Origin of the sequence: Pseudomonas sp. ICMP 10191, assembly GCF_001467335.1 — a bacterium.
Classification (GTDB): Bacteria; Pseudomonadota; Gammaproteobacteria; order Pseudomonadales; family Pseudomonadaceae; genus Aquipseudomonas; species Aquipseudomonas cerasi.
Genome location: NZ_LKGW01000146.1, coordinates 19,556 through 32,787, shown reverse-complemented (window position 1 = coordinate 32,787; position 13,232 = coordinate 19,556). Strand labels below are relative to the sequence as shown.

The following is a 13,232-nucleotide window of genomic DNA, read 5'->3' as shown; positions in this document are numbered from 1 at the left end:
CTGAGCGGATTCAGGCCGTCGACAGGTTGCGGAAAGTTACTTCAGCACAGCCAATGCAGCGTCATAGTTGGGCTCGCTGCCAATCTCGGCCACCAGTTCGCTGTGCAGTACCTTATCGTTCTCGTCCAGAACGACCACGGCGCGTGCTGTCAGACCCGTGAGCGGGCCGTCTGCAATGGCAACACCATAATTTTGAGCAAAATCGGCGCTGCGGAACGAGGACAGGTTCTGGACATTTTCCAGACCTTCGGAGCCGCAGAACCGGGCCTGGGCAAACGGCAGGTCAGCCGAGATGCACAGAACAACGGCGTTGCTCAGGTCATTGGCCTGGGTGTTGAATTTACGTACCGAGGTGGCACAGGTCGGCGTATCGACGCTCGGGAAGATGTTCAATACCTTGCGCTTGCCGGCGAAGGACGCCAGGGTCTTATCGGCAAGACCTGCGCCAACCAGCGTGAAATCGTGTGCCTTGCTACCGACTTCAGGCAGGTTGCCACTGACCTGAACGGGGCTGCCTTTGAGGGTCACTTGAGCCATGAAACACGTTCCTTTTCAAAATGGATGAAAGAGCCGGAAGTTAAACACGAAAGTGTGCCGCGGCCTATATGGGATAATTCTGAATTTTTTCAGGAAACCAGTCTGTCCCTGATATCTGTGTGGGCACACAATTCCACCAGCCAATCAACGAATACCCTCACTCGTCGTGACAACTGTCGATGCGGGGGGTAAAGGGCCGTCAGTGGCAGTGGCGGCGGACGATGCAATCGCAGCACTTCCACCAGCACACCGCTGCGCAATTGCGCGGAGACATGGTAGCGCGGCACCTGAATCAGGCCGAATCCCGCTTCGCACGCCGCGACATAGCCATCGGCACTGTTGACAGCGATCGAGCAGGCCGAGGCGTGCTCAACGTCCATGCCATCGGCCATGAACTCCAGACCGTAGCGCTTGCCGGTACTGGTCGAAAAATATTCGATTACCTGATGTTGCGCGAGCTCATTCAGGTTCCGTGGCGTGCCGTATTGCTCCAGGTATTCACGACTGGCGCAGGTGATCTGGGTCAGACTGCCCAGCGGCCTGGCAACCAGCGTTTCATCCAGTGCGGCGCCGGCACGCAGCACGCAGTCCACGCCTTCGCGGATCAGATCGACCGGCCTGTCGCTCATGCCGATTTCCAGGCGGATCTGCGGATAGCGCCGGCTGAATTCAGGCAACGCCGGGATGATGATCATGCGCCCCAGACTGACGGGCAGATCGACACGCAGCAACCCCTTGGGCTCGGCCCCCGTCGCCGAAAACGATGCTTCGGCATCGTCCAGATCGGCCAGCAGGCTGACGCAGCGCTGGTAATAGGCCTTGCCGTCAGGGGTGGCGCTGACCTGACGCGTCGTACGCTGCAAAAGCTGTACGCCCAGGTGCGCTTCCAGCTGCTTGATCAGGATCGTTACCGAAGCACGAGGCATGTGCAGACTCTCGGCCGCCCTGGCGAAACCGCCGAGTTCGACGATACGGGTGAACACGCGCATGGCGTTGAATCGATCCATGATGACCGGCAACCTGAAGGTAAATGACGTGTGAAGGGACTTGCAGTTGCAAGAGGGACGCTCGAGAAAGGCCAGGCGGTTCGGCACAGGGCCGCGCCGTTACCGCCACCAGCCCTCGCCTAGAAGTCCCTTTTATAGAAAATATCCAGCGAGCTGGCAACACCACTCGCGGCCTCGAGGTACACGCGCTTACTGAGCAGGTAGCGCAAGGCAATGGTATTGGCCGGTTCAAACACGCCTACGCCATAACGCAGGCTGAGCTTGTCGGTGATCTTGCCGCTGGCAACCACATTGGTCTTGTCGCCGGTTCCCGAAGTGTCCAGCTCGAAATCCTTGATACCCAGATTGTCCGCGAGCTTGCCGGTGGTCGACGAGCTGCCCGCAACACCCAGTGCCAGCGCAGCCTGAGCGACCATGTTGTTGTCTTCGCCGGAAGTGCTGAGCGGTCTGCCCATGACCAGATAGGAAAGCGCCTGCTCCTGGCTCATCGCAGGCTCGGAAAACACCTCGGTGGTGGGCTGCTCGGCGCTGCCGGTCAGGCGGATACCGGCAATCACGTCGTCGGTCTGGCGAATCGCCTCGATGTCCAGATAAGGCTGGTCGACCGGGCCGGCAAACAGCAGACGCGCCTTGCGTATGGTCAGCCTTTGACCGTAGGCACGATAACGACCGTCGTTCAGGTTGAGCTCGCCACGAGTGTCCAGATTGTCACCAATGTGTACATGCCCGACCAGATTGGCGGTGAGCCCGAACCCGCTGAAACTGAGCTTTTCCTGGCCGACTTCCACATCGATATCCATCGCCACGGCCAGCGGCGGAGCGCCCTCCTCGGTCTGCTGTCCGACGATCACTGTGTCACCGGAGAGCTTCACAGTGGACGGCGGCAACTCGCGTACGGTAATCGCGCCCTTGGGCAACAGCACCTTGCCGGAGATCGCCAGTCGCTCGCCCTGCATGGAGATTTTCAGGTCAGGCGCCGCCTCTACCGCCGCATAGGGTTCGACATTGATCGGCAGGCGCGAGCCCTTGAGGCTCACATCGACATTCAGGCTTTGCCCCCAAGCCACCTGACCGCCTATGCTGCCCTGCCCGGTGCTGCCACTTTTCCAGCCGCCGTTGAGCTGTACGCTTTCTCCGGCAATCAACGCCTGGACCTTGAGGTCATGCAGTTCCACAGGCAGCTCTGCCCCCGCCACTTCACCCCCTTCAAGCGTCACGTTGCCGTTGACCAGTGGCGCCAGCAACGTGCCTGACAACCGGCCATTGCCATTCAGACGCCCATTGAGTTTCTGCACCATCGGCGCGAAAGGACGTGCCACCGAGATATCCAGCCCCGAGAGATTGAAGTCGCCCGCCAGGGTCTTGTCCTTGGCCAGCGGGTCGATCTGTGCGTTGAGCAACAGCCTTCCCAGCTTGCCGCCCTCAAAATCGAGACGCGTGTCGATGCGTTTGGGCGCCAGCGTGGTGGCCAGTTTCAGCGTCTGATAAGGGAAGTCCAGCCACTGGTTGTTGTTGCGTACCCGCAGCGTGCCGTCTCCGGCGTCAATCGTGACCTTGCCGCTGGGGCCGGCTGCCGGAATGTCGAGCTGCACGTCTGCATTCAACGCGCCCTTCCAGGCAAAATCCTTGGGCATCCATTGCGCCAGGCTGTCCAGGGGGAAATTCTTGAGCTGATAACGCAGATGAGGCTCCGGCATCAGGCGCTGATCGCCGCCACATAGGCTGGCGCCCCCGGACAACCAGCAATGGGCACCGAAGTTGAGCCGGCCATCGGCCAGACGCTCGATCTTCGCCGGCTGCTGCAAACGCCAGTTCTGCCCGCCGCTCTGCACCGTACCGCTGGCCAGTCGGCCTCGCCAATCACCCTTGTCCAGGCTACCGTCAAGGCCGATGGCCAGCTTGAGCAGCGGTCCTTGCAGGTCCAGCTTCAGCTGCTGGCTCTTGAGTGTGCCCTGACCGTCTACCAGCAAGGTGCCCAGCTGGGTATCGCCAGCCTGAATACCGGCACCTTTCAGGTTGATGATCGCGCGCTGCGCCTGATCCAGTCTGGCGTTGAGCGTGAGGGTCTGCAGACGATTGTCCTGCAAGGCGAGCTGGCTGCCCTGCAAGGCCAATTGCCCCTGGGGCGCCTGTAGCGTTCCGGCCAGGTCCAGCCGGCCTTTGACTTGCCCCTGCAAGCGTGGCCAAAGCTGGGCCAGACGCGGCAGATCCAGGTCCAGCTGCCCCTTGAGACGCTCCTGCAGGCTACCCGCACCTTGAATACGGTTGTCGCCGAGGCGGATGCTCAGGCTGCTGACATTCCATTGCTGATCATGGCCGTCAGCCTTGGCTTGCAGCAGCGCCGGCTGACCACGCAAACGCCCTTTCAAATCGAGGTCTGCGCTGAGTTCAAGCTGCTCGTTGCGCATCTGACCTTTGCTGCGCAACGGGCCTGCCAGTGTGCCGGGCAGTTCGGCAACCCAGAATGAAGGGTCCAGCGCACTCAGGTCCAGAGCCGTATCCCAGCCGATGCCGTCAGCGAATTGCAGGTTCAGGAAACCGCTGGCCTTGCCCTGCCCTGCGACCAGTTCCAGTTGCGGCAGATGGATCTCTTGCAGATTGCCGCTGAACGGGCTGACCAGGGTGAATGCACCGGCAGGCCCTTTGAGGCTGGCGTTGAAATTGCCGAGGTATTTGCCATCGGTATAGGAAATATCGCCCTTGAAGGCATGCAATGCCACTTGAGGCTCTGACGCCAATGGATACAGGCGCTGCCAGGGGAAATCCAGCCAGTCGATGCTCGCATCTGCAGAAAAAACGCTCTGCCAGTTCATCTTGCCGTTGATGGCCAGACGCTGCTGATCATCGGCGGCCAGATCGAGTCCGGCGATGGTTGCGCCGTTGGCATCCACGTTTCCTTTCAATGACAACGCGACAGGACCTTTCTCTGCGGGAAGGTTGGCGCTGCCATCTATCAGATAGCCCGAGTCAAGATTGCCTTCGGCGGTCAGCAGCAACTGGTCCAGTTGCAACGTATCAGGCAATGCAGCACTGGGTTTGAAGTGCTCGGCCGTCAGCTTGATGCGTGCAGGAAGGTGTTCGGCCAGGGGTTGCAACTCGCCGGTCAGCAAACCCGGCAGGTAGCCGCTGCTGTCCGCCTTGAGTTGCAGCGTTTTCAGCAGGTCGCCCTGAATATCCAGCGCCAGCGCCCAGGGCTGGCCATCCTGTGGTGGAAGTTGCAGTTGACCTTGCACGCTGAGTGGCCAGTCGCTCTCGGGTTTCAGCAGGCCATTGAGGTCCAGCACAAGCGCATCACGTTGCAGGTGCGCACTGTCGATCTTCAAGCCTTCGGCTGTCCAGTGCGCTGCCAGCTTGAGATCGCGCAATTGTTCGACGCCATCCAGTTGCAGACCACCCAGCTGTATATCACCCAGTTGCAGCGCCAGCGGTAACCTGAGCGTCGGTAACTGGATCGGGCCGTCGCTGGCGGGCGTATCGCTCGGCGGGAAGTGCATCAGCACCTGCTGCGCATGCAGACGGTCGATGCACAGCGTCATCTTCAACAGGCAGGCAGGCGTCCAGGCGAAATCGACGGATTGAACCTCGACATGGTCTGCGCCCTGCTGCCATACCAGACGCTCGGCGCTCCACTGGCTACCCAGTCGCCCCTGAAAGTTTTCCAGCTGTACGCCGGGTACCCGAGCCAGGGCCCACTGGCTGCCCGTGTGGGTGCCCAGCAGCAGCGCGACAATAATGACCACAAGCAGCAGTAATGCGACAAGTCCCAGCCCGACGACCTTGGCTCCGCGGGTGATGTTCGACGTGTTCAAAGCTCCGGCCCCATCGAAAAGTGCAGACGGATTCCGCCATCATCGTCCAGCGCGTGGGCCAGATCGAGACGCAGCGGGCCCACTGGAGATACCCAGCGCACGCCGAAACCCACCCCGGTTTTCAGGTCTGGCTTGTCCAGGCTGTTGAACGAGTTGCCCTGATCGATGAAGGTCGCCAGGCGCCATTTGTCAGCAATGGAATATTGGTATTCGACGCTACCGGCAAACATATACCGGCCGCCGATACGGTCGCCGTCAGAATTGGTCGGTGACAGCTTCTGATAGTCATAGCCGCGCACGCTTTGATCGCCGCCGGCAAAAAAGCGCAGCGATGGCGGTATCGAGGTGTAACCGTCCGTAAGGTTGCCGCCAAACTGCACGCGACCGAGAAAGCGGTGATTTTGCGCGACGGTGGTCAGCCCTTTGAGCAGCACATTGGCATGCACCAGGTTAGCGTCAGACAACATGCCCTCCTTGGCCACCTGCGTATCGAATTGCAGGCGATAACCCTGGTGCGGGTCGATGCGATTGTCACTGCGCAGATACGAGTAACTGATACCGGGCATCAGCAGCGTACTGAGGCCGGCGTCATCACCCAGGCGATATTCTTCACGCTGCCATTTCAGGGATATGACCCGTTCCCAACCGCTGGGCAGCTTGCTGTGCCATTCCGGCCCGGCAGTCAGCAACTTGCTGAGGCTGTCGGTTCCGGCAATCTCTTCGTACTGATACCCGCCGGCGTAGCGCAATTTGTCGGTCAGCGGCGGATCAAGTGGCACGTCGTACCACAGGCCGATATTCTGCCGTGGCGCGGATATCTCGGATTCGAAACCGTAACTGTGGCCCTGCGGGTTGGCCCAGTGCCGGGTCCAGTTGGCTTTGCCGCGCGGGCCGACGTCGGTCGAATAGCCCAGACCCAGGCCCATGGTACGAGGTTTACGGGTTTCGAGCTGGACGGTCACCGGAATGACCTGGTTTTGCGCTGCGGTGGGCGCCGCATCGACCCGTACGCCCTCGAAATAGCCGCTGCCCTGCATCGCCTGGGTCAGTTCGGCAATCAGTTGGGAGTCGTAGGGCGTGTTCTCCTTGAACGGCACCATGCGCTTGAGCAGATCGTCATCAAATGGCGCGTCGCCGCTGAACATGACCTTGCCGAGCGTGTAGCGCGGTCCGCTTTCATAAACCAGTTCGATATCGGCCACACCGGCCCGCGGATCGATGGCCAGACGCTGACTGGTGAAATGGCCACTGAAAAATCCGTAGCGCGAGGCCTGATTCTGGATCAGGCGCTTGGCGTCTTCATAGTTGCCGTGGTTCAACACCGCGCCGCTTTTCAGCGCGTCGCTGCTCGGCACACGAAAGGCCTTCATTGCTGCCGCCGGCCCTTCGACCCGGATCACCACGTTACGCAGGTGAATGGGCTCGCCCGGCTGGATGTTGATCACCAGGCTGGGTTGATCTCCGTCCTTGATCTCACTGTCGATCTGCGCCTGGTAATAACCCAGCGCCTGAGCGGCTTTTTCCGCCTGTTGCTCAGCGCCGAGGCTGAAATTACGCAGCGCCTGGACGTCACGCTCGCCCAAATCACCGACATACCCTTCGACGTTGGCCTTGAGTTGCGGATTGGCAGGCTTGATCCTGACGTCGAGGCGGGCCTGGGCAAGCGCTGCCGCACTCATGGTCATCAGGAACACGCTGCTGAATAGTCTGAAAAGCTTCATGGGCGTAGATGCTACCACGATCGACAGGCTGCACTGGAAGCCCACGAATTGTCGGATATTCAGGCCATTACGTCAGGGACCGGCAGTGAAACCTGAGGGTTCGGATGAAAAAACACATGCTCTCGGACAGGGCCTACAGCAATTTCACCGATCTCTTCGTAGCCCTGTCGCTTATAGAATTCCAGATAACGCGGATTGCCGGTATCGACCACGATGCCCTGAGAATGCTCATCCACTGCGCACCAGTCATGCAACGCTGCCAGCAGTTGCTCGCTCAGGTCCTGGCCGAGCTTCTGCCCTTGGAACTCCGGATCAAGGCCTATCAACGGCAGCACATGCACGGTTTCCGAAGGCACACAGGCGAGCACAGCGTTGTAATAGGCCAGATAGCGTTGAGTGCAGCCCAGACCGGTGTCCATCACCATGCGCAGACGCCAAGCCCAGCTTTCGGTGACACCCAGACGACGCTGCGGCGGTGCGATCAGCGCTACGCCGACCAAACGGTCCTGCAGGAACAGGCCCAGCGCAGGCTGGTTTTGTAGAAAGTGTTGTTTGACCAGCTGGCGAATGGTCGCCAACACACGTTGCTCATATCCCTCACGCTCGGCGTTGAACAGATAGGCAAATGTCGGATCGTGCCGGTAGGCCCTGAACAGCAAGGAGCGGGTTTCACGGGAATAACCACTGTCGAGTTGGCGAATTTCACCCGTGATGGCAGCAGGTAGGGACATAAAGGGCCTCGTGTTAACGGAACTGCGTCTGGCGCAGCGGTTTTGGCAAGCAGGCTTTCGAGTGATGGCCATTGATAACAGTTCCAACGAATTATCCAGCCCCCCCTGGCCTGCGCTTCCGACACGGCACTGGTCCTGAAACCACAGGTCGGCTAGCATCGCTGTTTGTTTTTGCTCAGGACCGCTGCTTTATGAAAATCGTCTCGTTCAACATCAATGGTCTGCGCGCTCGACCGCATCAGCTGGCGGCGCTGATCGACAAACATCAACCTGACGTGATCGGTCTTCAGGAAACCAAGGTTTCGGACGAGCAATTCCCCCAGGCGGAAGTCGAAGCGCTGGGCTATCACGTTCACTTCCACGGCCAGAAAGGCCATTACGGTGTCGCTCTGCTGTCTCGCAACGCACCACTGGCCCTGCACAAGGGTTTCGAAGGCGACGACGAGGAATCCCAGAAGCGTTTCATCTGGGGGACTTACGCCGACAGCAACGGCCAGCCGGTAACCATCATGAATGGCTACTTTCCACAGGGCGAGAGCCGCGACCACCCGACCAAATTCCCCGCCAAACAGCGCTTTTACGAGAACCTGCAAACACTGCTCGAGGGCCACTTCAGTAACGATCAGCCGCTGATCGTCATGGGCGACGTGAATATCTCTCCGCAGGACTGCGATATCGGCATTGGCGCCGACAACGCCAAACGCTGGCTGAAAACCGGCAAGTGCAGCTTTCTGCCTGAAGAGCGGGAGTGGATGGAGCGCCTGAAAAACTGGGGGCTGGTGGACAGCTTTCGGCACCTGTATCCGGAAGTCGTCGACCGCTTCAGCTGGTTCGACTATCGCAGCCGTGGCTTTGAAGACGAGCCCAAACGCGGCCTGCGCATCGATCTGATCATGACCTCTACCGGTCTGCAGCCACGCATCAAGGAAGCGGGTGTGGATTACGATTTGCGCGGAATGGAAAAACCGTCCGATCACGCGCCCATCTGGCTGGAACTCAGCTGACTGATCCCCTCCCGGGCTCCTCCTGCGCGATCCTTCCTTATAAGGGGTGGGTCGCGCTGAAAGCTGAAACACGCACAGACCCTGAAATTGTCATATTCCGGCAATCTCTCTGACTTATTCTCCCGGCACCCTCCCGTGATTCATGGTGACGCCGATGCTGCGCGCTTTGCTTACGGCGCTCATCCTGTCGAGCGCCACCCTGCCCGCTTTCGCGCAAGCCGCACTGCCGCTGCCTGCTGGCGATATACCGGCGTTGCGCATTCAAGGCTCCAACACCATCAATGCCCAACTCGGACCTGCGCTGGTCGAAGGATTGATGCGCCAGCAAGGTCTGCAATCGGTACAGACCCTTCCCGGCAACACCCTCAATGAACAGCGCGTCATCGGAACCACGGCCGCCGGTCAACCCGTCAGTGTCGAAGTCGCCGCACATGGCTCAGGCACCGGTTTCACTGCGCTTAAAGCCGGCAGTGCGGATGTCGCGGCCTCCTCTCGACCGATCAAGGATCAGGAGGCCAAAGATCTGGCCAGCCTCGGTGACCTGAAAAGCGCAGCCAGCGAACAAACCATTGCCATCGACGGCGTTGCAGTGATCCTGCATCCCGCCAATCCGCTGAGACAACTGGATACCCTTCAACTGGCGCGCATTTTCAGTGGCGAAGTCAGAAACTGGAGTGAAATCGGTGGCAATCCAGGCGCCATCCATCTCTATGTTCGCGATGAAAAGTCCGGCACCTACGAGACGTTCAAGGACCTGGTACTGAGCAAATACGGTAAGACCCTGCTCGGCAGCGCCGCGCGATTCGAATCCAGCGAACAGCTCTCCGACGAAGTCAGCAAGGACATCAATGGCATCGGCTTCATCGGCCTGCCTTCCATCCGCCGCGCCAAGGCGGTGGCCATAGCCGACGGCGATTCCAGGCCCATGCTGCCGACCGTCAGCCTGATTGCCACCGAAGACTATCCGTTGTCGCGACGACTGTACTTTTATGTGCCCACCTCGGCCCATCAGCGCTGGGCGCAGGCGCTGGTCCGTTTCGCGCAGAGCGCCGAAGGCCAGGCCATCGTCGCGCAGAGCGGTTTTGTTGCGCAGACCGTGCAGGTGCTCAAGGTGCAGCCTACCGCGCAGATGCCCGCCGATTACCAGGCGCTGGCACGCAAGGCCGAACGCCTGTCCGTCAACTTCCGCTTTGCCCAAGGCAGCGCACGCCTGGACAACAAGGCGCAGCAGGACCTCAAGCGGGTCGCGGATTACCTGAAATCCAGCGACAAACTGGACCGGCATGTGACGCTGGTCGGCTTCGGCGACGCCAAGAGCGACCCGGAGCGTGCCGCCCTGCTTTCCAGGCTGCGTGCCATGGCCGTGCGCCGGGAACTGCTGAAAAGTGGCGTGACGTTCCGCGATATCGTTGGCCTGGGTGACGAGATGCCGGTGGCCACCAATGATATCGACGACGGCCGGATCAAGAACCGTCGCGTCGAAGTCTGGGTGCAGTAATTGGCTGACAGCTAGAGTTGGCTGCGCGCCAGATCTGCCGGCATATATTTGCCCAGTTCATACTTGCCGACGGCAGCGCGATGCACTTCATCCGGGCCGTCAGCCAGACGCAGGGTACGCTGCATGGCGTACATGTAGGCCAGCGGGAAATCATTGGAAACCCCGGCGCCACCGTGCATCTGAATCGCTCGGTCTATGACCTTCAGCGCCACGTTGGGGGCAACCACCTTGATCTGCGCGATTTCGCTCCTGGCAACCTTGTTGCCGACGGTGTCCATCATGTACGCCGCTTTCAGGGTCAGCAGGCGTGCCATGTCAATCTCCATGCGCGAGTCGGCGATCAGGTCGATATTGCCGCCCAGCCTGGCCAACGGTTTGCCGAACGCAACGCGGTCAATGGAACGCCTGCACATCAGCTCCAGCGCCCGCTCCGCCATGCCGATCGAGCGCATGCAGTGGTGAATGCGCCCTGGTCCTAGCCTTCCCTGAGCGATTTCAAACCCTCGCCCTTCACCAAGCAGCACGTTTTCGAACGGGACCTTGACGTTTTCGAACAGCACTTCGGCATGGCCATGGGGCGCATCGTCATAGCCGAACACCGGCAGTGGCCTCACGATCTTTACGCCGGGCGTATCGACCGGCACCAGAATCATCGAATGCTGCTGATGGCGCGGCCCCTCAGGATTGCTCAGGCCCATGAATATCAGGATTTTGCAGCGCGGGTCGCAGGCACCGGAGGTCCACCACTTGCGTCCGTTGATGACCCATTGGTCACCGTCACGCTCAGCGCGTGCGGCCATATTGGTGGCGTCCGATGAGGCCACGTCGGGCTCGGTCATGGCAAAGGCAGAGCGAATCTCACCGCGCAGCAGCGGTTCGAGCCAGCGGGTTTTCTGGTCCTCACTGGCATAGCGGACCAGTACCTCCATGTTGCCGGTGTCGGGCGCCGAGCAATTGAAGGGCTCGGGACCGAGCAGTGAGCGACCCATGATTTCCGCCAGCGGCGCGTACTCCAGATTACTCAGGCCGGCGCCAAACCCGGAGTCTGGCAGGAACAGATTCCACAAGCCTTCCGACTTGGCACGGGCCTTGAGCTCTTCCATGATTGCCGTGGGCTGCCAGCGATCCCCTTCGGCCACTTGCCGCTCGAAAACCGGCTCGGCCGGATAGACGTATGCATCCATGAACGCCGTGACGCGCTCACGCAGGGCCTGCACCTTCGGGGAATACGCAAAATCCATGGGGTCGCCACCGTGTCGATCGGGTTGTCGAAGTCATGAACGCGATGCTAGAGAACCGCTGCACATTTATCTAATCTATTCTCAGCGTGTATAAACATTCATAACCGATATATGATCCATCACCATTGCGGCATTACGCCCCTCTAAACAGTCAATCACAATAACGGCACGAGGCGCCCCATCAATGAACCTGAACAAGGTCGATCTCAACCTCTTCATTGTCTTCGACGCCATTTATACCGAAGCCAATCTGACCCGCGCCGGACAGATTGTCGGCATCACCCAGCCTGCGGTCTCCAACGCACTGGCGCGGTTGCGCGAGACCTTCAATGACCCGCTGTTCGTGCGCACGGCACAAGGCATGGTGCCGACACCGATGGCGCAGAACATCATTGGCCCGGTGCGCAATGCGCTTTCGTTGCTCAGGGTATCGGTGCAGGAAAGCCGCATCTTCAACCCGTTACAGGCCAACAAGAACTACCGCATCAGCATGACCGACCTGACCGAAGCGGTGATCCTGCCGGCGCTGTTCCAGCGCCTGCGACGCCTGGCACCTGCGGTGACCATCGAAAGCTTTCTGTCCAAGCGCCGGGAAACCACCAAGGAACTGGCTGCCGGGCGCCTCGACTTCGCCGTGGACGCGCCGCTCAACACTGACCCGCAAGTGCGGCATGTGAAGCTGATGGAGGACCGTTATGTGTGTGGCATGCGCAAGGGCCATCCATTGGCGAACAAGGCCATTCTGACCCTCGACGATTACCTGAGCCAGGCGCATATCCATATTTCCAGCCGCCGCAGCGGGCTGGGTCATGTGGATCTGGCGCTCGGCAAGATGGGCATCCAGCGCAGGATCGCTTTGCGCTCGCAGCATTACATGATGGCAACTCAGGTGCTGCAGCAGACCGACATGGTCATGACCGTACCCGAGCGCTTCGCCCGTCGTAACGACTTGCACTATGTCTACCTGCCAGTCGCCGATGTTCCCTCGGTCGAAACCCACCTGTACTGGCATGAAAGCACCGATCAGGACCCGGCCAATCGCTGGATGCGAGAACAGATCATCGAGCTTTCGCAACGGGTTGTGGCGCAGGAGCAGAGCCTCGAAAAGACATGAAATAGAAAATACAAGCCGATGATTTATAAGCATTTAAATCGCTTAGTTAATGTGATTTCTAAGTGCCGGAGTGTGACCTCTCGACCTTTGGCACCGCCACACAGCTTGACGTATACGTAAAGCAACCCTTAGCTTTGCGGCTGTATACCTTTCCGAGCCACGCCATGAGCAGTCAGACCTACAGTATTTCCGAGCTCGCCCGCGAGCTGGACATCACCACCCGCGCCATACGCTTTTACGAAGAGCAAGGCATGCTCAGCCCTGAACGCAAGGGCCTGGAGCGTATCTATACGGCGCGTGACAAGGTCACCCTGAAACTGATCCTGCGTGGCAAACGCATCGGTTTTTCCCTGGCCGAGTGCAAGGAACTGATCTCGTTATACGACCCTGCCGGCGGTAACCAGAAGCAGTTGCAGACCATGCTGGACAAGATCGCCGAACGCCGTGATCAGCTGGAACAGCAGTTGCTGGACATCCACCAGATGCAGCTGGAGCTGGACACCGCCGAAGAGCGCTGCCGAGCCGCACTCGATAAAACCGCTGCCGCCCCACTCTGACCATTCGCACTGA

10 protein-coding genes are annotated in these 13,232 nt (G+C 59.8%); 4 read left to right on the top strand and 6 right to left on the bottom strand.

Annotation, left to right across the window (positions count from 1 at the left end; all coding sequences use genetic code 11):
* Positions 1-36: 36 nt before the first annotated feature.
* From tpx to AO388_RS22050, 5 genes are all read right to left on the bottom strand, one after another.
* The gene (gene tpx, locus AO388_RS22070; protein WP_003369437.1) at positions 37-537 is read right to left on the bottom strand and encodes a thiol peroxidase; all 501 of its coding nucleotides are present in this window, start codon (positions 535-537) and stop codon (positions 37-39) included.
* An 89-nt stretch (positions 538-626) separates the two neighbouring features.
* Positions 627-1,544: a LysR family transcriptional regulator gene (locus AO388_RS22065; protein WP_058417122.1), complete on the bottom strand. Its 918-nt coding sequence runs from the start codon at positions 1,542-1,544 to the stop codon at positions 627-629.
* Between the two features lie 119 nt (positions 1,545-1,663).
* Complete coding sequence (locus AO388_RS22060) at positions 1,664-5,353, bottom strand: translocation/assembly module TamB domain-containing protein (RefSeq protein WP_058417121.1); 3,690 nt, start codon at positions 5,351-5,353, stop codon at positions 1,664-1,666.
* Entirely contained in the window at positions 5,350-7,074 is a 1,725-nt protein-coding gene (locus AO388_RS22055) for an autotransporter assembly complex protein TamA (RefSeq protein WP_003369431.1), read from the bottom strand. The genes AO388_RS22060 and AO388_RS22055 overlap by 4 nt, the downstream gene beginning before the upstream one ends.
* 59 nt (positions 7,075-7,133) lie before the next feature.
* Positions 7,134-7,805: a GNAT family N-acetyltransferase gene (locus AO388_RS22050; RefSeq protein ID WP_003345438.1), complete on the bottom strand. Its 672-nt coding sequence runs from the start codon at positions 7,803-7,805 to the stop codon at positions 7,134-7,136.
* 191 nt (positions 7,806-7,996) lie between these two features.
* Here AO388_RS22050 and xthA point away from each other — a divergent pair, with 191 nt between their 5' ends.
* Entirely contained in the window at positions 7,997-8,809 is an 813-nt protein-coding gene (gene xthA, locus AO388_RS22045; protein ID WP_003369429.1) for an exodeoxyribonuclease III, read from the top strand.
* A 154-nt stretch (positions 8,810-8,963) separates the two neighbouring features.
* The gene (locus tag AO388_RS22040) at positions 8,964-10,307 is read left to right on the top strand and encodes a substrate-binding domain-containing protein (protein WP_003369427.1); all 1,344 of its coding nucleotides are present in this window, start codon (positions 8,964-8,966) and stop codon (positions 10,305-10,307) included.
* An 11-nt stretch (positions 10,308-10,318) separates the two neighbouring features.
* Here the strand turns inward: AO388_RS22040 and AO388_RS22035 are convergent, their stop codons facing one another.
* Entirely contained in the window at positions 10,319-11,548 is a 1,230-nt protein-coding gene (locus AO388_RS22035; RefSeq protein ID WP_003369425.1) for an acyl-CoA dehydrogenase, read from the bottom strand.
* Positions 11,549-11,732: 184 nt separating this feature from the next.
* On the opposite strand from AO388_RS22035, the gene AO388_RS22030 reads away from it, so the two are divergent.
* Both AO388_RS22030 and AO388_RS22025 read left to right on the top strand, forming a co-directional pair.
* The gene (locus AO388_RS22030; protein ID WP_003434117.1) at positions 11,733-12,662 is read left to right on the top strand and encodes a LysR family transcriptional regulator; all 930 of its coding nucleotides are present in this window, start codon (positions 11,733-11,735) and stop codon (positions 12,660-12,662) included.
* Positions 12,663-12,826: 164 nt separating this feature from the next.
* On the top strand, positions 12,827-13,219 hold the full coding sequence (locus tag AO388_RS22025) for a MerR family transcriptional regulator (RefSeq protein ID WP_042930746.1): 393 nt from the start codon (positions 12,827-12,829) through the stop codon (positions 13,217-13,219).
* Positions 13,220-13,232 lie beyond the last annotated feature (13 nt).